Source organism: Cytobacillus solani, assembly GCF_001420595.1.
Lineage (GTDB): Bacteria > Bacillota > Bacilli > Bacillales > Cytobacillaceae > Cytobacillus > Cytobacillus solani.
Genome location: NZ_LJIX01000006.1, coordinates 2,551,098 through 2,571,760, shown reverse-complemented (window position 1 = coordinate 2,571,760; position 20,663 = coordinate 2,551,098). Strand labels below are relative to the sequence as shown.

The following is a 20,663-nucleotide window of genomic DNA, read 5'->3' as shown; positions in this document are numbered from 1 at the left end:
TAGTGAAAGTGAGAAAAAATGAGATGACAAATGAGGAAATAACTAAGGGAATACTTATTAACTATTCAGCGCGTATTAGTAAACAACGTCCGTTCATTGTGGCGTTTGACGGGTTAAGCGGGGCTGGAAAAACAACACTTGTACATAGGATTGATCGTGAATTAAGAAACAATGGCTGTAAGGTTGTTATTATACATATTGATGATCATATTGTTGAGAGAAATAAACGATATGATACAGGTTATGAGGAATGGTATGAATATTATTATCTTCAATGGGATGTGAATCTGCTCTCAACCGATTTATTTAGGAAACTGCATAATAACAAGAATAACCTTATACTTCCATTTTATAATCATTCGGAGGATACATTAACATTAAAGAAAATCTCTATCCCAAATGACTCGATCATTCTTATTGAAGGCATCTTCCTCCTGAGGAAAGAATGGAGGAGTTTTTATGACTACACAATTTTTCTGGATTGCCCTCGTGATGTAAGATATGAAAGAGTGCTAAAACGAGATTCATATATTGGAGATTACCAAGAGAGGCTAAATAAATATAAAAGAAGGTATTGGCCAGGAGAGGGATATTACCTAGAAGGTGATAATCCGATTGGACTAGCTGATCTGGTTATAGACTCTATTGAATAAAGAGGGTGGGAAAACTGGAATATTCATCGATTCATTTTACGGAAAGAATGTTGAGACTTATGAGAAAAGCAGAAAAGGCAGCAAACGAAGACAATGTGTTAATGCCTATTCATCTATTGATAGCAAGCCTTCAGGAAAAAACGGGTGTCCTCGGGGAGATTTCACTAAAATGTGAATTGCAACTATCTTCATTAAGAGAATTTGCTAGAAATGCGCAAGCAAATTCAACTGAGTTTCAAAAAAATAATGTTCTTTTTAATATTCCGGTATCTAAAGAGGTCCAGCTCGTTTTTCAAGAAGCAGTCGAATATATGAAAAACTATAATCAAGTGTTTGTAAATGAAGGGCATTTACTCAAAGCATTATTAACAACAAAAGTCATTGACCATTATTTATCAATTGAAGACAAAAATATCATTATGACCCTCGGTACGACCCCAAGAGATATGATTACTCATTTAGGTCAATTAAACTTTCCACATTCTGATTCAAACATTGTTCGGAAAGCAAATAAAAATGATTATTCTTGCTTATTACAATTTGTTGAAACAAATTTTTCATCTGAATGGTCGAAAACATTGAGGGATGGTTTTTTATTAACTGACCCTTCAATATATATTGCCGTTAGAGAAGAAGAAATTATAGGTTTTGCAGCCTTTGATGTGTATAAAAGGAGAAAATGCTATTTTGGTCCAATGGGCGTATCCAAATCGAATCGGATAAAGGGGGTGGGAACATTACTCCTGCATCATTGTTTAAGAGAGATGAAAGAAATCGGATATGAGTATGCCATTATCGGTGGAGCAGGTCCGATTGAGTTCTATGAAAAAGCTTGTCATGCAGTTGTTATACCTAATTATTGATCCAAAAAAGGAGTGTATCCATTATGTACGAACTAAAAACTAAAAAAACAGATAACAGTGTCATCGAATTTATTGAAGCAGTTGAAAGTCCCAAAAAACGTGAAGATGCCTACAAATTATTAGATATTTTTAAAGAAACTACTGGATTTGAAGCAAAAATGTGGGGACCAAGCATAATAGGATTTGGTTCTTATCATTATAAATATAATTCCGGTCATGAGGGTGATGCACCTCTTGTTGGTTTTTCACCAAGAAAAGCAAAAATTAGCCTTTACTTCGCACCAGGTGAAACGAAACGAGAACAATTGTTAAAGAGTTTCGGAAAACACACAACAGGAAAAGCCTGTGTATATATTAATAAAATCGAAGATATTGATGAAAATGTATTAAAAGAATTGATTATTGAATCAGTAAAATTTTTACGGGAGACCTATCCTGAAAAGTAAATGAAATCTGGCAATTTTCAAAGGGTGATCAAATGAACACTCATCTATTTTTATTTGGCGGGAGCCCGCCGTTTACAAATGTCCACTTTACAGAATGGGACGATGAGAGCCATTTAAGAAATGCAGTGAATAAATTACAAACTTCTTTTAATTATGAGATTGATGAGAAAACAGGTGCCTATTTTCAAAATGGTTATCTCGAAGCCACAGAAGGGAATGGTGTTTATTCAATAAAAAATGGCGTATTAGTTAAAATAAGCGAAAAAGCTTTTGAAATTAGGTGAATAAATGAAGTCTTGGAAAAATCCACTTTTATTGATAGCTGGGATTGGCATATCATATTTAGGCAACTGGATTTACTTAATTGCTCTAAATCTATCAATATTAAACTTAACAGGTTCAGCAGCTGCAGTGGCAGGGCTTTACATGATCAGACCCATTGCCGTATTAATAACAAATACTTGGTCAGGTAGTATCATTGACCGTGTGAATAAAAGAAAATTAATGATAATGGTTGATGTTATTCGGGGGGTATTTGTACTATGCATTCCATTTCTGGGCTCGCTTTGGGCTATCTATGCATTACTCTTATTGATTAATATTGCAGGTTCTTTTTTTGGTCCAAGTTCATCTGTTTATATGACTAAACTTGTTCCTGCTGAAAATAGAAAAAGATTCAATTCATTAATGAGCATGATCAGTTCAGGGGCATTTCTTGTCGGTCCTGCACTTTCTGGATTTCTAATTATGCTTGTGGGAACAAAGTTTTGTATTTTTATAAATGCAATTACATTTTTTATTTGTGCATTTTTTATTTACCTTTTACCGAATGTGGATGAGAAAGTAGAAAATAAAAGAGAACAGATCAATTGGCGAACGCTTATTCAGGATTGGTTAGTAATACGAGATTTTGCCAAATCAGCAAAATACTTTATTACTGTATACATATTATTTCAAAGTGCGATGATAGTAGGCTTTGCCCTTGATTCACAGGAAGCAACGTTCATTAAACAGTATTTACAGTTATCTGATCAGGATTATGGGTGGATTGTTAGCATTACAGGTCTTGGAGCATTGGCTGGTGGGTCTGTCGCTGCTTTTGCAGCAAAAAAGATTCAATTACGCTTATATTTAGGTGTAGGCATGTTTTTAACTGCAGTTGGCTATGTATTTTTTTATGCCTCCTTTAATTTCTTATCGGCAACATTGGCATTTATATTCTTAGGTTTTTTCATGGCCTTTGCAAATTCAGGCTATCAAACCTTTTTCCAAAACAATGTACCAGTCGAACTAATGGGGAGATTTGGAAGTATTGCAGAAATGGTACAGGGTATGATTCAAATTGGATTGACATTACTTCTCGGATTAACTGCTGATTGGTTTTCATTACAGGCAGTTTGTATTATTTTCTCAATCGTTAGTACAGGATTTGCTGGAATACTCTTAGCAACGGTCATGATTCCAGCAAAATCTATGTATTTCGAAGAGAATGTGAAAGTGAATTTGTAAAAAAGTATAGGAAAATAATGTTATTTATGATAGACTTTAAAAGTTCTTAAATATACAAATATTAAAATTTAGAACGATTGATTGGTAAAGGAGGCGTTCAATTATGTTAAATAAAATACTAGTTGTCGTTACGATTAAAAAGGGGAATCTGCCTAGTTAATGTAACTTTGCTATTCCCCTATATTTGAGAGGGGGAATTATCATGATTACAGAGAATATTAAACTCAAGGAATTAAATTCAGATAATTGGTATGAATGCTGCCTATTAGAGGTTTCTGAAAGTCAGAAGGCATTTCTTGAACCGAACGCGGTATCAATCGCACAATCTAAATTTGAACCAACTTTAAAACCATATGCGATATATCTTGAAGATAAAGTAGTAGGCTTTCTCATGTATAATACTGTGCTAGAAGAGCTAGATGGCTATTGGGTATACAGAATTATGGTTGATGAAAATTACCAAGGTAAGGGCATTGGCAAAAAGGCAACGGAGTTAATGATTGCAAAGATTGCTAAATTGCCGAATGCGGAGAAAATAATAGTAGGTTATCACCCGAGTAATTTAGGTGCACATTATTTGTATTCAAGCATAGGATTTATAGACAATGGCGACCGTTTTGGGAAGGAAATGGCGGTTGTAAAGTATATTAATAAATAAGATTTTTTAACAGGTTAAACAATATATTTCAAGGGTAAAATCATTTGATTTTACCCTTATTATTATCAAATATAAATCGTATGCTGCCCATTATTTTGGCGCAGCATTTTTTAATGAATAAAAAAACGAATTGGGCTTAACTTTTGAAACGTTTTACAAGACTCATTTGTCTAACAGGTAGATACTAGATGCGATTTGTGGAAGCGGTTCTGGTGATATTGAAAATGGAGATATTTTGACATGCAAATAGAAGTAATTGTTGATAATAAGGGCACAAGAAATCCAATCTGGTTAGATGATGCTAACGGGAAGAATTTATCTATCTTTAAATGATAAACCATTTGCAGAAAGAATAGAAGGGTATTCAGATTAAAACCGCAAAGTACCTGAAACCAATCCAATATGAAGAATTTGTCATTGAAACACCATAGATGGCTCTTAGCCTTTTCCAGCTTTGGAAAGTGGCTTTTTTTGACTTGAAATAAAATTATTTGATAAACAATGAAATTATTTTACGCCATAACTCGTTTTAATAGGTGTAAGATGAAAACAAGACATGCGCATGATTGTTTTAGCAAGGAGGTCAAAATGGAAGATGAACTTCAATGGGTGCAGGAAGTGCTTTCAGGGAACAAACAAGCCTATGCACACATTATTAATAAATATAAAAACCAATTATATGCCACAATTTTGCGAATGACAAAAAATCCGCAGGATGCGCAAGATCTAGTGCAGGAGGCATTCATTAAGGTATACAACCAGTTAGGAAAATATGATCAAAAAGGACCGTTTTCGAGCTGGATGTATAGGGTAGCGATTAACCATTGTATGGATGAGTTCCGGAAGAAACACTATCAAATGAAGCAGGTGGAAGTCAACGACGAAAAGGTTATTAATCCGAATCATCCAGAAATTATTTTCCTGAAAAAAGAAAAACGCAGACAATTGGAACGGCTAATTGGTACGTTGCCTGAAGATGAGCGAATGATTATTCTTTTGCGATATGTAAATGAATTAAGCTATGACGAGATAAGTGATTTAGCCGAAATCCCTCTCTCACAAGTTCGCAATAAACTTCATAGGGCTAAGAAAAAAATGAGAGATACAGTAAAACGTGAAGGAGGATATTTTCATGGGATGTCATGCGGCAGATAAACTTTCACAGTATGTTGATGAGTTACTTATAGAACAAGAGCAGGTTAAGATACACAATCATATTAAAAACTGTGGAGACTGTTTGCGAGTAGTAAATGCTTTTAAAGAGGAACAGCAATTTTTAAAAGAAACACTGCAAACGCCACCGTTACCTGATCATTTCTCAGAAATGATACTTGATCAGTTAGAACCATATGAACATAAGATAGTCAGTAAGAAAAGAAAACCTTGGAAACGAATTATGTATTCCGCAGCAGCAATTCTGCTAACACTAGGTCTTGGTACAGCACTCAGTCCTAGCTTTGCGGAATGGATAGGTGGGTTATTCTCAACAGATCAAGTTGATGATGGGCTGCGCATGGCATCTGAAGCAGGACTTGCTGAACGGGTCAATCTTGAAGTGAAGAATAACGGACTTACCTTTAAAGTAGAGGATGTAGTCGCCGATACCTCCAGGATAGCCTTGTCATTCCAAGTGTTAAGTGAAAAAGGAGAACCACAGGACACATATCTTGATATTCCAGAATCGCGAAATAAGATTACAGCAATTGATCAAAATGGAAAAACGCTTAATCATCTAGGGAGCGGATGGACAGAAGGCAGTGATTACGGGTTAGTTGAACTATCATTACGGGAACAGCCTGCACTTGATAAAGTTACCATTATGTTTGATTTAGTCGAACTAAATGGTGTAAAAGGCAGCTGGAAATTAAATGTTCCAGTGGATTTAAAAGATAACAGGAAATATACAACAACCCTTCCTCTAAAGGAAGCAAAAATAAGCACAGATGGAGTGGCTATTCAAATGAAGGAAGTGCGATTTGCACCTTCTTCTAACGAATTGTTATATGAAACTGCATTTACAAAGGAAGAAAGAACACGAGTGGCAACTGAAATTGATATGCTTAAAAGGAAATTTGGCGAGGGAAATATCCATTCTTTTACCAATTACGGAACAGCCATTCAATATCATATTGAAAATGAGCAAGGAGAGGCTGTATATTATCATAATACATTTATGGAAGGTAAAGGGCATCCGAGTGGTGAAGGACTTATCCAAGGTTCTGGACAGGATATGGAACAACTTGGTCAAGTGATGTGGAACGAATCATTTATTCCGCAGAAAAATGATCAAAATCTTACTTTTGTATTAGATGGTGTGACAAAGACCGTTCCTTCTAATTTTTCGATAAAAGTCAAACCAAAGGAATTTAAAAATACTCCTGTCAAATTTGAATATGAAGGCAACTATATGACTATTAAAGAAGCGGATACAAAGAATAAATTATCCCTTCGTAAGTCGCTTATTCCAATTGAGAAGGAAACAACCTTTACTATCGAGATGGAAGGCGGAAAAGAACTGCCTGGATCTGACCTGGGTGACTGGGTTATTACTGACAACAAAGGGAAGGTCTATCAAGCCTTTCATAGTGGTTCCGTTTTAAATGAGAAAGATAAGAATGGACGTTATAAGACTACTATCGAGCTCAAAGTGTATGACATTAATGAGATACCAGAAGAGGTAACATTACACTTGCTATCTGTTACTCGTTATTACGATGTTGAAGATAAGTGGGAGATTCCATTATATTAAAAAGAACAAAACATTAGGAACGAAACCAATTATGGCTTCGTTCCTATCTTTTTATTTGCTGTGCAAACTTGCTCCTCCCACTTAAGTTAGCTAAACAACAGAGCTATTAGGGGGTACCGCCAAAGTTGACGGTACCCCCTAGAAGACATGTAAAGAATCGCTCATGAATCGACAAACATAGAATTCAATAAATACATTGATAAAAGTGAGAACTTATGGTAAATTTATATAGATATACATCGTTTATATATTTTTTAATATATTATCCCTATTTTAATTATACGATGTGATCGATGCGTTAGTCAACCCTTTTTATTAATTTTTTTAAAGGAGTGTTTGCTATGAATTCGGAACTTCAGCAGGAGCAAAAACGAGTAGACAGTGTAATGACGACAATTACACAGGAAATCAACAGATTAGAGGAAGAAACCTCCAGGCGTAGAAACGAAGTGGTTCATATCCGCAAGCACTTTTGGGATGAAATCAAGGTAAATACGGATACCTTTGATGATTATCTTGAGACCATTATCGGCTTGAGGCAAGAGGCTCAAGCTCTGGCAGTAAACCAAAGTGCCCATAGACATGCTTCTAAGCGTTTGTCCACGCTGCGGCAAATGCACGAAATTCCCTATTTTGGACGGATTGATTTTATTGAAGAGGGTACTTCAACTCAGGACCAAATCTATATTGGTATCTCATCGCTTAGTGATCCTAGTGGCGAAGATTTCCTTATCTACGACTGGAGGGCTCCGATCTCAAGTGTCTACTACGATTACCAGCCCGGCCCGGCTAAATATGTAACACCCGGAGGCACAATCCAAGGCGTATTGGAGAAGAAGTGGCAATATTTAATCCGAGGCAGCGTTCTTCAATCCATGTTCGATACGAGTCTTACCATTGGAGATGAGGTTTTACAGCAGGTTCTGGGAAAAGGGACCGACAAACAAATGCACAATATTGTAGCGACCATTCAACAGGATCAAAACCGGATCATCCGTCATGATCAAGGGAGACTGCTCATTGTTCAGGGGGCAGCTGGGAGTGGCAAGACTTCAGCAGCTATGCAACGAATTGCTTATTTACTCTACAAATATCGAGATCGTCTGAATGCTGATCAAATCATTCTTTTTTCGCCTAATTCCATCTTTAATAGTTACGTGTCGAATGTGCTGCCGGAACTCGGCGAAGAGAATATGCAACATGTCACTTTCCAAGAATATATGGACCATCGTCTGAGCAAAGAGTTTCAAATTGAAAATCCATTTGATCAATTGGAATATGTTTTAACAGCTGCGAATACTTCTTCGTATAGGTCTAGGGTTGCGAGTATACAATTCAAAGCATCTACTCGTTTTTTTGAAGCAATCAAATCATACAGACAATCCCTAGAAGGTTCGGGAATGCTATTTAAGGACATTAGCTTCAGAGGGAAACCAATCGTTACTGCACGACAAATAGCAGAAAGGTTTTACAGTCATGACGCTTCACACCGTTTCCATAACAGACTTGAAAGTTTGAAGGATTGGCTCATTAAGAAAATAAATGAGGCCCAAAAGGTCGAACAGACAAAGCCATGGATTTTGGAGGAAATCGAAGTCCTTAGCAACGATGATTACCATAAGGCACATTGCTACTTAGCAAAAAACGAGGCTATAAAGCAGAAGTGATAGCCGATTATGAGATCGAACCAGAATCACTCGCCAGATTGATTGCTCACCAGAAAATGAAGCCCTTACGAAAACAAGTCCGAGCGTTTCGTTTCGTTGACATGAATGGGATGTATAAACAGCTATTTGCTGATCCACTAAAGATCAGTGATTGGATAGAAGGTGAGAAACCGGAAAGGTGGCCGGATATTTGTCGAATGACGCTGGAAATGCTAGATGAAGGTAAACTTTTTTATGAGGATGCTACTCCGTTATTACTTTTGAAAGAGCTGATTCTAGGCTTTCAGACGAACAGTTCCATTAAACACCTCGTTGTTGATGAGGCACAGGATTATTCCCCATTTCAATTTGAGTTTTTGAGGCGTTTGTTTCCTGCAGCCAGGATGACTGTGCTCGGCGACTTTAATCAGGCGATATTCGTACATGCCAGCGAAATGGTTGATTTCACAACCCTAACCAACCTATATGGTCTAGATGAAACAGAGGTAATCACAATAGCAAGGAGCTACAGATCTACCAAACCGATTATCGAATTTACACGAAGACTCGTTCCGAACGGTGAAAGTATTATCCCTTTTGAACGGGAGGGTGAACAACCCGTGCTGAAACAAGTTGCCGATCATACAGAATTGCACAGATACATTGCCTCTAATGTCGCAGATTTTAGAGGTTTAGGGTTTAGTAGCATTGCGATTATATGCAAATCTGCTGAGGAAAGTAAAAGTGCATATGAAGCCCTATCTGGCATCGAAGAAATTAAACTCCTGAAGAGTAACTCGATTGAATACGAACAAGGAGTTGTTGTCGTACCATCATATTTGTCCAAAGGTATCGAATTCGATGCTGTCATCATTTATGATGCTTCAGAGGATGTATATGGTGATGAGAATCTGCGCAGTGTTTTCTACACCGCCTGCACCAGAGCTATGCATTATTTGCAGCTTTACAGCGTAGGTGAACCGAGCCAGTTATTGCGAAACGTATTACGAGAAGGTTTCATCCAAGCTTAACTCAGTTTTTAGGCTTGTCATAAAGCGTACTTTTTGACAATAGAAGCACATAAAAAACGCAAAGGTTTAAATATATCAAAAAAAATAAAAAATGTAATGGTTAGGGGAAATGTAGAAATGAATTCTTTGGTTCTTGGTTTCCATGAAATGAAAAAAACACAGCTTTTGCTCGTTGGTGGAAAAGGGTTAAATTTAGGGGAAATATCAAAAATTGAAGGAATTCAAGTACCAGAAGGATTTTGTGTTACAACAGAAGGATATCAGAAAGTAATCGAACAAAACGAAACGTTTCTAGCATTGTTGGATCAACTAACAATGCTAAAAGAAGGGGATCGAGATCAAATTGGTGAAATCAGCAGGAAGATTCGACAAAGCATCTTGGAAGTAGAAATACCTTCCGATGTTGCGCGTGATGTTGGTCACTATCTTTCCCAGCTTGGTGCAGAACATGCTTATGCAGTGCGTTCTAGTGCGACTGCTGAAGATTTACCACATGCCTCTTTTGCTGGTCAGCAAGACACCTATTTAAATATCATCGGAAAAGAAGCAATCTTGCAGCATATCAGAAAATGCTGGGCTTCTCTTTTTACGGATCGAGCGGTAATATACCGAATACAAAATAGATTTGACCACAGACAAGTTTATTTATCTGTTATCGTTCAAAGGATGGTTTTCCCACAGGCTTCAGGGATTTTATTTACCGCTGATCCAATAACCTCTAACCGAAAGCTGCTATCAATCGATGCCGGTTTTGGGTTAGGTGAAGCATTGGTCTCTGGCTTGGTGAATGCCGACTGTTATAAAGTACAGGAAGATAAAATAGTAGATAAGATGATAGCTAACAAGAAATTGGCTATCTATGGACCAAAAGAAGGTGGAACAGAAACTCAACAGATAGATCACGATCAGCAAAAAACACAAACACTTACTGACCAACAGATTTTACAACTAGCAAGTATTGGAAGACAGATCGAAGCTTATTTTGGTAGCCCACAAGATATCGAATGGTGTTTAGTTGATGATATATTTTATATCGTCCAGAGTCGGCCAATCACGACTTTATACCCGATCCCCGAAGCAATTGATCATGAAAATCACGTTTACGTATCTGTCGGTCATCAACAAATGATGACCGATCCTATGAAACCGCTGGGATTGTCTTTTTATCTGTTAACGACTCCTGCACCAATGCGTAAAGCTGGTGGAAGGTTGTTTGTTGATGTCACACATAATCTTGCCTCACCTGTAAGCAGAGAAATTTTATTAGATACCCTTGGACAATCCGATCCGCTCATAAAAGACGCCCTTATGACCATAATAGAGCGAGGAGATTTTATTAAATCGTTACCAAATGAAGAACAAAGTCTCGATAAAAGCAATAAACGTATGTCGTCTGTGGGTTTTCAAACACAAATAGAAAAGAATCCGAAAATCGTTTCTGAGTTGATTAAGAGTTGTCAAACATCGATTGAAGAGTTAAAGCATAACATCCAAACGAAATCTGGCGCGGATTTATTTGATTTTATCCGAAAAGATATCCAGCAATTAAAGAAGATTTTATTTGACCCACAAAGTTCGGGTGTGATTATAGCAGCACAGGATGCTTCATCATGGATCAATGAAAAAATGAACAAGTGGTTGGGTGAAAAAAACGTAGCAGATACGCTTTCTCAATCTGTACCAAACAATATTACTTCTGAAATGGGCCTGGCGCTATTGGATGTTGCAGATGTGATTCGTCCTTATCCGGAAGTAATTACTTATTTACAACATGTAAAAGAAGATCACTTTTTGGATGAACTGGTTATGTTAGATGGGGGACAGGAAACTCTAGACGCAATAATTGCTTATCTTAACAAATATGGAATGCGATGTGCCGGAGAAATCGATATTACGAAAACCCGTTGGAGCGAAAAACCGATTACACTTGTCCCTATGATTCTTAGTAATATCAAAAACTCTGAGCCTAATGCCGGTAATCGGAAATATGAGCAAGGACGGCGTGTTGCTTTGAAAAAAGAACAAGAGTTATTAGATCGATTGAAGCAATTACCGGATGGTGAGCAAAAAGCCAAAGAAACAAAACGAATAATCGACCTAATCCGGAATTTCAGCGGGTTTAGGGAATATCCAAAATACGGCATGATTAATCGTTACTTCGTTTATAAGCAGGCATTACTGAAAGAAGCCGAACAACTTTTACAAGCAGGTGTTATTGATGAAAAAGAAGATATATACTATCTCACTTTTGAAGAACTTCACGAAGTCGTCCGCATAAATAAACTAGATTACCAGATCATCAGCAATCGAAAAGACGAGTACAAATTATATGAGAAACTAACTCCGCCACGTGTTATCACGTCTGATGGTGAAATCATTGCAGGTAAGTACAAACGAGAAAATCTCCCAGCCGACGCTATTGTTGGTCTGCCTGTTTCTGCTGGAGTTATAGAGGGATGCGCTCGTGTCATCTTAAATATGGAAGATGCTGATTTAGAAGATGGAGATATATTAGTCACCTCCTTTACTGACCCTAGCTGGACACCATTGTTTGTATCCATAAAAGGCCTAGTAACAGAAGTTGGTGGATTAATGACCCATGGAGCAGTTATCGCACGTGAATACGGCTTACCAGCAGTTGTCGGAGTAGAAAATGCTACTAAACTAATAAAAGACGGACAACGAATTCGCGTGCACGGTACAGAAGGGTTTATAGAAATATTGTAATTGCTGAATACGTCCAAATTTAATTAGCAGCACCGCTCCAGAGGGTACCGGAGCGGTGCCTCACCAACCGTTATAAATAAAAATGATATTAGGTCACAGCACCAAGATTGATAGTAGAATGAATTAAAAAGAGTAAGCTCTGTAAATATCTCCAATAATCCCTTTCAATTGATGAACACCGAGGTCGGTATTTGTCATTATGACTAGCCCGGTTTCCAAATCAGGCTACCATCATACATTGAAAACCTACACCCCAGCCAAATGATGAAATTTCAATTCCTTTTTCGTTTTTCTCAAGAAAAACACCTAGCCTAGTCCAGTCTTTACCACCTTGTGGAGTTACCAATTCAATGGCTTTATTTACAGGAAGATTAAGTTTACTTTCTCCTTTTAAGGAATTTAATAATTCTATAACCAACAGAGCTAAATCTGAAGGGGTTGTCCATAAACCAGAAGCAGCAGGATATGGATAAATGGGATACTTTCCATTTACTTCATCACCAACTTTGTTATGACCAGCTGAAAAATTGGATAGATCAGCTTCTCCAATAGGAAGTTCAAATGTGCTATTTCCCATAAGTAATGGTTGAAAAATATATTCATTCATTACTTTGTTAAAAGTTTTTCCAGTCACATCTTCTATCAAGAGCTGTATAATACAATAGCCTGCATCTGAATATTGAAAGTCGCTTTCAGGTTCATACTTCATTTCAATAGGAACTTTACAATAGGGGGTTTTTCCTTCTAATAGCTGGACTATTGTAGGAAACCCTATTTTCGAATCGAGTTCAGGAAAACTGCCTTCAGGATCGATCATTCCTGATTGGTGACAAAGTAAATTTCTTAGGGTTACTCTTTTTCTTATATTCCATGCATTATAAGGAATTTTCCACGATACAAGTTTTTCATTTACATCCTGATCTAAATCAAGAATACACAGGTCTGTCAATTTCATTACTAACATTGATGTTAGAAATTTACTAATTGAACAGGCGCTAAATATCGAATGACTATCTACGCTTTTTACTGTATTTGTATTAAGTAAACCGTAGCATTCTGTCCTGCTTATTGTACAACCTTCAATACAAGCCATGCTAAGTCCAGTTACATGATAATTATCCATAAGGTTTTGAATATTGATATGCGGTAATTTCATATGAACCTCCATCATCAACTTCCAAGATAAATATAATCTTACTTTACTATATTTTCATTATAATGGTACATTTCTGTATTCGTGTTCTGTTGTTTAAAAGTAAAAAAGAATCATAGTTGAGTTCATAAGCTATGATCTATACAATAAGATTTATAGTGTTTTGGTAAAAATATATAGGATGTGGAAATATTGGAAAATGAAATGCTGAAAATATTTGACCAACAACGGAATCAAATAGGCATTGCTTCAAGAGAAGAAGTCCATCGGGTAGGTTATTGGCACGAAGCCTTTCATTGTTGGTTTTTTAGCAGAGAAGGGGAAGAATGTTATATTTACCTTCAAATTCGGAGCAAAATGAAAAAGGATTATCCGAATCTAATCGATATCACCGCTGCAGGGCATCTCTTAGCACATGAAACAGTTGATGATGGGATTAGAGAGATTAAAGAAGAAATTGGCATTGCTGTTTCCTTTAACGAATTAATTTCAGCAGGTATTTTTAAATATTCTGTTGTAAAAGGAAAATTTATCGATAATGAGCTGGCTCATATTTTTCTATATGAAACGAAACATTTCCTACATAATTTTATATTACAAAGAGAAGAAGTATCAGGGATTGTTAAGGTAAAATGGAAAGAATTCTATGATCTTTGGTTAGGCAAAATAGATAAAGTCAACATTCAAGGGTTTGAAGTAAATAAGGAAGGGCAAAGAACTTCAATTAACCGATTTGCTGGAAGAAATCACTTTGTTCCTCATGATTTGTCTTATTATGAGCATGTTATTAAAACGATTCAAAAAATTAATGAAGATTAGGGTGATCAAATGATAGTATCCTATTTTTTAGTGTTTTTATTGGCGGCTATTCCATTATTTGAGCTGATTACAGTCATCCCTTTAGCAATCATAGGCGGATTGGCGCCGGTTCCGGTAGCTATCCTCGGTTTCTTAGGGAATCTATTAACTATTCTATTGTTAATTGTGTTTGTTGATAAAATTAAACTCCTTCTCAGAACTAGAAAGCAAAAACGTAATGTGGTTACTGAAGTTGAGGGCGGGGAAGACCAGTATACGGAAGGAACAGAACCAGAACAAGATTCCAAAAAGCAAAAACGAGCAAGAGTACTCTTTGATAAATACGGTCTTCCTGGCTTAACAATTTTTGGGCCACTTTTAGTAGGATCACATATTTCTGCATTCATGGGAATGAGTTTTGGATCAAGCAGAGGGTTGGTGACAGGCTGGATGATTGCAAGTCTAGTTATTTGGACCATTGTCTCAACAGTTTTAGCTAATTCAGGGGTATCATTCCTGGCACCTGATTTGAAAGAGAATGGTTTTCTGCTTCGTATCTTCCAGTAAGGGGAATAGGATATATTTGCGCTTTTCATAAATAAAGATTGATGTCAATCTATTAGTGTGGAGGGGTGGAATTTGTGGAAGCATTTATTTTTATCCTTATCATTGGCTTCATTTTTTTATTCGTGTTTCTAAAATTAAATAGAAAAAAGCGTAAACTGCGTTTGAAAAATGAAAGTGTACCATCACATTTAGGCATGCATGTTTCAGAGGGGAAACTAATTGTAAAGGCTTTGGATGCTTCATTCCCCTCCATATTTAAAAGCAATGTAAAAACAAGGATCTTAGAGCAGCATCCTAATTGGACAGAAAATGAATATCAATGGAGATTTTTTGAATTAAAAAGATATTTTGTTATGAATAGCTTGTTGAAATCTGTTCCTATGTTCAGTGAAGAAGTCGATGAAGTTTGGCATGAAATGTTAATGTTTACGAAGGATTATGAAAAATTTTCGATGAAATTTTATGGAGAGTTTTTGCATCATATGCCCAATATGGAATCTGAACCGATACCGGGAGAAAGAGCCTTTTTTGATTGGATGTATTTGAGTTTATTTGAACCAAGATTAAACAGTCATTTACTATGGGGTGTTTTCTTGAAACATCCTATTAAGAAGGAAATTCTTCTAGACTTTAAACATCTTTCAGATGAGGAGCTCTTAAAGAAATATTTTCGGCAAACGACACAATGGGATAACGTAAAGAAATACTTGATCAATAAATTGAAATTAGAAATCCAACAGGCAGAACAATTCCAGCATGAAAAAAATCCATTTATTAAAATAAAGTCGGAAAATGAATTTCACATTATTCTTCCTGCTGCTGTATTCTTCTCCCTTTATGGGGTCGATCACTATGAAAACAATATAAACAGCTTAATTCCTTTTTATTCAGCTAAAGCTGCTGCTTCAGGCAGCTCCTGCTCAGGTTTCGGGTGCGTAAGCTCATCTGATAGTGATTCAGGTGGAGGATCGAGCTGTTCGAGTTGTGGTGGGGGGTGCAGCAGTTAGTTGAAAAGCAAAAAACAAGATCTTCCAGCAAGATCTTGTTTTTCTACTATAAAGATTCAATCCGTTATATCAATCCTTTGTTTTCTCTTGACTTTCCAGCTGATAGCTGCAGTTGGAATCATGATCATGATACTGTAAATAATCCCTATTTCCCATTGAGTTCTTGTAAGGAAAAAGGCTTCAACAGGAAGGGCGCGAGTTTTAATAAGCCAATAGACAACTGCAAATAGTGGCAGTAGTATACCGATAATTGAAATATAGTTCTTGCATATACTTGATACAAAGATAGCTAGTAAACTCATTGACAGCATTATTACATATGTAAGTAAGACCGTCATAAGAATTAATTGAAGAAAAGTGAAATCATACCAATACACAGAACCCATAAAAGAGTTAATTTCACTTTCAAGAAACATCCCAATATCGTTAGTAGAATACATCCCGTAATAAACGATGATTAAAAATGTCGTAATAATGAAAGCTGAGAGCATGCCAGCAGCAACTTTTTTCATAAACAAGCTTCTGCCAATCTTAGAGCTGTATTGTAATCCAAACATATTATTCTTATAATCTCTAATAAAAATGGGAGAAATCATAAAGATGACGCTAACTAGGATCGTAATGGCAATGGAATGACTGATCGTTTGAAAATTGTCTTGAACAGGGTAGGCTGGGAAGATAGCATTCACCGTTCCAGATTGAACGATTTCCTGAATTCTCAGTTCCTGTTTATCAGTTAATTTTCCATCGGTATAACTATAGCCATATCTTTCATTAACAAACTCCATCTCCTCAATAATATTCTCTCTTTCAGGGATCTCCCAGAATAGATCAACCCCATCTTCAAACATAATTCTTGAAGACAATCGCTCAATGGCAGGATTCTCATGATCTCCATTTCTCATTTCTTGGTATTCTCGATAATTTGTAATCCCTAATTTAGCAAATTCTTGATCAGCTTGAATGTACTTATCTGCTTTATTTATTTCCTGTCGAAACACCTTTTTAAAGTCTTTTAATTCATCTTCATCTAATTCATACCCATATTTTTCGACCATTTCAATTCCGATATTGTACATATCAGTTGCTGGCCTTCCGTTTGGAAAAACAGTTACATCAAAATCTATAAAAATATAATACATAAGCAGGTTGATCAATACGAAAATAAGCATCATGACTGGGTGAAAAATCTTCTTCATTTCCTCTATAATGATCCGCAAAATTATTCAACTCCTTTACTTTAAATCGCATTTCCGGAAACTTCTAGTACAGTACATAACAAAGAGTAGTAAAATGACAAACCAGGCAACGATTGTAATTATTTCATAATAAGCAGTAAACGTTATTGCTCTTTGCATAAACCAAACAACTGAATTCAATATGAGATGAACGGGTGTAAAGGAGCCTAGTAAAAATAAAATACTACTATTCGGAAACAGTCCTTGATTGATAAATATCACACCAAATAAACAGAGAAAGGTAAAGAAGACGAGATAACTATTCCGAATCCATCTGGCTAGAACAACAGTCATCAAGGTGAAAAGAACAATTAATAGATAGGCTAATACAATTGCCGCCGCTAAATATTCGATAAATGATAGGTTCCACCATGACATAAACCATTCCTTGCCTGCGTTAAAATAACTGCTAATTGGCACATGCCAAAACTCCTTATACGAAAATACACTGAAATAAGCCGCCAAGCTAATCACAAAGAGAATGGACAAAATAGAAATATTGGTAATTAACGAAGCACAAAATTTATCCAGCCATAATTTTCTTCCTCTTTTAGAGCTATAAGTAAGTAAATAGGTTCCTCGATCAAACTCAAAGTTCATGATATATGCAGTCACTAGAACCGTTAAAATCAGACTTTCTATTAGAAGCGCTTTAAACATTGTTTTAAACAGTAATAAATGAGTTTCCCATACACTCTGAGCAGGGAACAGATGCTTATATTCATTATTTTCATGAACCTCTTTGTATCGTTCCGAAAAATTATCAAATTGACTTCTAATTAATTCCGCTGCTGGTCCGCTGATTCCATATACCTTCAGCTCATATTCAGCTATTTTAATCGGATCACGCGAAAGGAAGCTTTCCTCGATATGAAGACTATTGTTATAGTAAAAATCTAACAAAGCGGTATTATTGAAAAGTTGAATATTTTTCTCAGAAAACTTTTCGGGAATATAAAAGGTACGGTCAGAATATAACTCATCCATGTTTTGATATTTCTTAGACACTACACTGTTAGTTATCTCATTTACTTTTTCCAATGATGCTTCATAATCACTCTGCATCCTTTTTAGCATCTCAGCATTTATTTCTGTTCCATACATATGAGCCAGTTGATTTATGCTGCGTAAATCATCCTTAATATAGGAATTCTCATAGATGAGAAAGAAGTTAAAGCCGAGAAAAAGGACTGTAAGTGCCAGAATAACAGGGGAAAGGATTACTTTGCGAATTTCATACAGCAAAATTCTCATTTCAGTTGCTCCATTACTTGATCCTGATATTCAAATAGAAAGACATCTTCTAACGTCGGACTTACTTGATTCCAATTTGGAGAAGAACATTCTTCTGCAATATAACGAATCAACATTTTGCCATTTTCCTGACGCTCAGAAAGAGATAAATATTGTTCCCGAAATGGCTGAACTTGTCCAAATTCCATCTCTGTTTCAAATACTTTGCCATTAAGCTTTTGACAAATGGCTTGAATACTATCTTTAACAAGGACTTGTTTATCCTTAATCATGATAATTTGATTGGCAATAGACTCGACATCTGAAACGATATGCGTGGACAAAATGACAATTCTGTCTCTTGCCAAGTCTGACAAAAGATTTCTGAACCGAACGCGTTCTTTTGGGTCTAATCCTGCTGTCGGTTCATCAAGAATTAAGATTTTTGGGTCATTCAGCATTGCTTGTGCAATCCCAACTCTTTGAATCATTCCACCCGAAAATGTCCTCATTTTCTTTTTGATGGCATCTTCTAATGCAACTAGCTTAAGTAGTTTTGGGATTTTATTATTTGCTGCTTGTTTAGAAATTCCTTTTAATGCAGCTAGGTATTGTAAATATTGATAAGGATTGTAGTTCTTGTAATAACCAAAGGCTTGCGGGAGATAGCCGATTAAATCTCGGTAATTTTCTCCCATACTAAAAATATTTTGACCTTCAAATAGAATTTCGCCTTTTGTTGGATATAGCAAGGTTGTGAGCATTTTAATTAATGTTGTTTTCCCTGCACCATTTGGGGCTAATAAACCGTATACTCCGTTAGAAAACTCAAGCTGAATATCTTCTAAAACGGAATCCTTCCCAAAGTTCTTACTTACATTATTAACCGTTAACATATCCGTTCGCCCCTCTCATCTTATTGTGACGCATGAATTCTTTCATTTTTTTTACGTATAGGCAGGTTGACAGACAAATAATCGTTCCGTATAAATACCATGGCACTGATACGAGAAACTGATAATAGATAGCTGAATCAAGCATGACTAGTAATAGATTGATGCCTATCCAACAGAATATGATCCCGATCTTTGCAGCTAGTGTTTTTATGATAGAAAGCACATAGATAAACAAAAGTGAAAATAACAGCAAAGAGGTGGTCGATATCAAAAATGCCTGAACAAAGTGCACACTAGAAAATTTCAGTGCCATTGAAATAATCCAAACGGTGTTTAATAGAAAACAAAGAATGCTAAATATAAGCATACGAAAAGCAGCAATTTGATATATATTATATTTACACGACATTTCCACTTCGAATGTTCCATTTAATTTGTTCTGAATAAATGGGAAAATAGAAAGTACAATGTAAAGAATTGGTGAAACAAGCATAATAATGCCGTAATAATTAGTATGTGTGTTATATCTTTCCTGTCCATTAGTCGTCACAACATACATAAAGAATGCCATCAAGACAAAAGCGGTTATGATTACTATATAATCCCTCATAATAAATCGAATCCCAATCTGCTTATACATGCTGCTTAGGAGATTTTTTAAAGAATCTCGTTTGACCATTCCTTTGGCAACAATTGTGTTAATTTCACATTCAACAAATTTCTCATCTGGAAAGGGGGGCTGATCACGCTTGTCCACCATTGTCCCTCACTCCTTTTCTTACAAACTTTATACTGCGATAATATTTCGTTTTTACTGTAGATTCTGGAATCTGTAAGGAGGCAGCGATTTCCTGAAAAGTGTACTCTCCAAACAGTTTTAAGCGAAAAATTTGTTGATGGGATGTTTCCAACCCATTTATAATCTTCATGACAGCGCTAAATTCCTCTTTATACAAAAGCGATTCTGTAAAATCCTTCTTTTCTCCAATTTCAATAGTATCGAGAGAATCTGAAAGATTTCGGAACTTATAATGCTTAGAACGAAAATAATCCACCATTTTATAAGTAGCAATTTTATATAACCATGTTCGAAAAGATGCTCTCTTCCCTTCAAATTGATGTAACCCTTGGAGCATATTAATAAAAATTTCTTGCGTTATATCACGTGATTGTTCCTGATCAAGTGTCTGTTTAAAAACATAATGATAAATTTCGCGGTAATAGTGAGATACAAGCTCATTTGCTGCCGCTTCATTGCCTTTTTTCTGTATCTGTTTAATCAGCTTCAAGTCTCGGTCCATCTTTCACCACTCAATTTCTGAAAATAGTTAAGGTTAAGCAACGTTTTACCTCTAGAAGTATATAAGAGTAAGCTTACATTTATATATTCGTATAAAGATAATGAATAGTTTTGGCTTTTTATCATTTTCTCTAATAAATATAAAAGAAAGTTATACGAGTGTAATAATAGATCTCTTTTCAACCATAC

At 36.0% G+C, this 20,663-nt stretch carries 18 protein-coding genes and 1 pseudogene; 13 read left to right on the top strand and 6 right to left on the bottom strand.

The genetic code is table 11. From position 1 onward, the window contains the following. Positions 1–23: 23 nt before the first annotated feature. The 10 genes and pseudogenes from AN957_RS14645 to ppsA all read left to right on the top strand — a co-directional run bounded on the left by AN957_RS14645 (position 24) and on the right by ppsA (position 12,282). Complete coding sequence (locus AN957_RS14645; RefSeq protein WP_056684830.1) at positions 24–653, top strand: kinase; 630 nt, start codon at positions 24–26, stop codon at positions 651–653. 47 nt (positions 654–700) lie between these two features. Further along, positions 701–1,516 carry a GNAT family N-acetyltransferase gene (locus AN957_RS14640; protein ID WP_483772894.1) on the top strand — a complete coding sequence of 272 codons (816 nt, stop codon included), beginning with the start codon at positions 701–703 and terminating at the stop codon, positions 1,514–1,516. A gap of 23 nt (positions 1,517–1,539) precedes the next feature. Continuing rightward, positions 1,540–1,962: a DUF1801 domain-containing protein gene (locus AN957_RS14635; protein ID WP_056684827.1), complete on the top strand. Its 423-nt coding sequence runs from the start codon at positions 1,540–1,542 to the stop codon at positions 1,960–1,962. A gap of 32 nt (positions 1,963–1,994) precedes the next feature. Then, positions 1,995–2,246 (top strand): hypothetical protein, encoded by a 252-nt coding sequence (locus AN957_RS14630; RefSeq protein WP_056684824.1) that lies wholly within the window; start codon positions 1,995–1,997, stop codon positions 2,244–2,246. A gap of 4 nt (positions 2,247–2,250) precedes the next feature. Then, entirely contained in the window at positions 2,251–3,471 is a 1,221-nt protein-coding gene (locus AN957_RS14625) for an MFS transporter (protein ID WP_056684821.1), read from the top strand. A 202-nt stretch (positions 3,472–3,673) separates the two neighbouring features. Further along, positions 3,674–4,129, top strand: coding sequence for a GNAT family N-acetyltransferase (locus AN957_RS14620; protein ID WP_056684818.1), 456 nt, complete (start codon positions 3,674–3,676; stop codon positions 4,127–4,129). 588 nt (positions 4,130–4,717) lie between these two features. Beyond that, positions 4,718–5,284 (top strand): RNA polymerase sigma factor, encoded by a 567-nt coding sequence (locus tag AN957_RS14615; RefSeq protein ID WP_056684815.1) that lies wholly within the window; start codon positions 4,718–4,720, stop codon positions 5,282–5,284. Then, a complete protein-coding gene (locus AN957_RS14610; protein WP_056684812.1) occupies positions 5,262–6,878 on the top strand; it encodes a DUF4179 domain-containing protein in 1,617 nt (538 codons plus the stop codon). Before AN957_RS14615 ends, AN957_RS14610 begins: the two co-directional genes overlap by 23 nt. A 341-nt stretch (positions 6,879–7,219) precedes the next feature. Further along, positions 7,220–9,555, top strand: a pseudogene (gene helD, locus AN957_RS14605) (RNA polymerase recycling motor HelD). A 117-nt stretch (positions 9,556–9,672) separates the two neighbouring features. Continuing rightward, the gene (ppsA, locus tag AN957_RS14600; protein WP_056684809.1) at positions 9,673–12,282 is read left to right on the top strand and encodes a phosphoenolpyruvate synthase; all 2,610 of its coding nucleotides are present in this window, start codon (positions 9,673–9,675) and stop codon (positions 12,280–12,282) included. A 220-nt stretch (positions 12,283–12,502) separates the two neighbouring features. Here ppsA and AN957_RS14595 read toward each other — a convergent pair whose 3' ends face one another. After that, entirely contained in the window at positions 12,503–13,438 is a 936-nt protein-coding gene (locus AN957_RS14595) for a serine hydrolase domain-containing protein (RefSeq protein WP_342668489.1), read from the bottom strand. A gap of 180 nt (positions 13,439–13,618) precedes the next feature. On the opposite strand from AN957_RS14595, the gene AN957_RS14590 reads away from it, so the two are divergent. The 3 genes from AN957_RS14590 to AN957_RS14580 all read left to right on the top strand — a co-directional run bounded on the left by AN957_RS14590 (position 13,619) and on the right by AN957_RS14580 (position 15,807). After that, positions 13,619–14,254 (top strand): NUDIX hydrolase, encoded by a 636-nt coding sequence (locus AN957_RS14590; RefSeq protein WP_321172058.1) that lies wholly within the window; start codon positions 13,619–13,621, stop codon positions 14,252–14,254. A gap of 9 nt (positions 14,255–14,263) precedes the next feature. Further along, positions 14,264–14,800: a small multi-drug export protein gene (locus AN957_RS14585; protein ID WP_075209158.1), complete on the top strand. Its 537-nt coding sequence runs from the start codon at positions 14,264–14,266 to the stop codon at positions 14,798–14,800. A 74-nt stretch (positions 14,801–14,874) separates the two neighbouring features. Next, positions 14,875–15,807, top strand: coding sequence for a glycine-rich domain-containing protein (locus tag AN957_RS14580; protein WP_231690074.1), 933 nt, complete (start codon positions 14,875–14,877; stop codon positions 15,805–15,807). 56 nt (positions 15,808–15,863) lie between these two features. Here the strand turns inward: AN957_RS14580 and AN957_RS14575 are convergent, their stop codons facing one another. The 5 genes from AN957_RS14575 to AN957_RS14555 are packed head-to-tail and all read right to left on the bottom strand — an operon-like array spanning position 15,864 to position 20,475. Continuing rightward, positions 15,864–17,027 (bottom strand): ABC transporter permease, encoded by a 1,164-nt coding sequence (locus AN957_RS14575; RefSeq protein WP_053476203.1) that lies wholly within the window; start codon positions 17,025–17,027, stop codon positions 15,864–15,866. 15 nt (positions 17,028–17,042) lie between these two features. Further along, a complete protein-coding gene (locus AN957_RS14570; RefSeq protein WP_053476202.1) occupies positions 17,043–18,299 on the bottom strand; it encodes a hypothetical protein in 1,257 nt (418 codons plus the stop codon). Next, positions 18,296–19,174, bottom strand: a complete 879-nt coding sequence (locus AN957_RS14565; protein WP_053476201.1) for an ABC transporter ATP-binding protein — start codon at positions 19,172–19,174, stop codon at positions 18,296–18,298. The genes AN957_RS14570 and AN957_RS14565 overlap by 4 nt, the downstream gene beginning before the upstream one ends. Beyond that, a complete protein-coding gene (locus AN957_RS14560) occupies positions 19,161–19,934 on the bottom strand; it encodes a hypothetical protein (protein WP_053476200.1) in 774 nt (257 codons plus the stop codon). Before AN957_RS14560 ends, AN957_RS14565 begins: the two co-directional genes overlap by 14 nt. Next, positions 19,918–20,475: an RNA polymerase sigma factor gene (locus tag AN957_RS14555; protein WP_053476199.1), complete on the bottom strand. Its 558-nt coding sequence runs from the start codon at positions 20,473–20,475 to the stop codon at positions 19,918–19,920. Before AN957_RS14555 ends, AN957_RS14560 begins: the two co-directional genes overlap by 17 nt. Positions 20,476–20,663 lie beyond the last annotated feature (188 nt).

Bases quoted from the DNA above. Each gene is read 5' to 3' on its own strand.
- ppsA (WP_056684809.1), top strand. From the start codon at position 9,673: ATGAATTCTTTGGTTCTTGGTTTCCATGAAATGAAAAAAACACAGCTT.
- AN957_RS14570 (WP_053476202.1), bottom strand. From the start codon at position 18,299: ATGAGAATTTTGCTGTATGAAATTCGCAAAGTAATCCTTTCCCCTGTT.
- AN957_RS14620 (WP_056684818.1), top strand. From the start codon at position 3,674: ATGATTACAGAGAATATTAAACTCAAGGAATTAAATTCAGATAATTGG.
- AN957_RS14565 (WP_053476201.1), bottom strand. From the start codon at position 19,174: ATGTTAACGGTTAATAATGTAAGTAAGAACTTTGGGAAGGATTCCGTT.
- AN957_RS14615 (WP_056684815.1), top strand. From the start codon at position 4,718: ATGGAAGATGAACTTCAATGGGTGCAGGAAGTGCTTTCAGGGAACAAA.
- AN957_RS14555 (WP_053476199.1), bottom strand. From the start codon at position 20,475: ATGGACCGAGACTTGAAGCTGATTAAACAGATACAGAAAAAAGGCAAT.
- AN957_RS14630 (WP_056684824.1), top strand. From the start codon at position 1,995: ATGAACACTCATCTATTTTTATTTGGCGGGAGCCCGCCGTTTACAAAT.
- AN957_RS14610 (WP_056684812.1), top strand. From the start codon at position 5,262: ATGGGATGTCATGCGGCAGATAAACTTTCACAGTATGTTGATGAGTTA.
- AN957_RS14585 (WP_075209158.1), top strand. From the start codon at position 14,264: ATGATAGTATCCTATTTTTTAGTGTTTTTATTGGCGGCTATTCCATTA.
- AN957_RS14560 (WP_053476200.1), bottom strand. From the start codon at position 19,934: ATGGTGGACAAGCGTGATCAGCCCCCCTTTCCAGATGAGAAATTTGTT.
- AN957_RS14595 (WP_342668489.1), bottom strand. From the start codon at position 13,438: ATGAAATTACCGCATATCAATATTCAAAACCTTATGGATAATTATCAT.
- AN957_RS14640 (WP_483772894.1), top strand. From the start codon at position 701: ATGTTGAGACTTATGAGAAAAGCAGAAAAGGCAGCAAACGAAGACAAT.
- AN957_RS14625 (WP_056684821.1), top strand. From the start codon at position 2,251: ATGAAGTCTTGGAAAAATCCACTTTTATTGATAGCTGGGATTGGCATA.
- AN957_RS14645 (WP_056684830.1), top strand. From the start codon at position 24: ATGACAAATGAGGAAATAACTAAGGGAATACTTATTAACTATTCAGCG.
- AN957_RS14635 (WP_056684827.1), top strand. From the start codon at position 1,540: ATGTACGAACTAAAAACTAAAAAAACAGATAACAGTGTCATCGAATTT.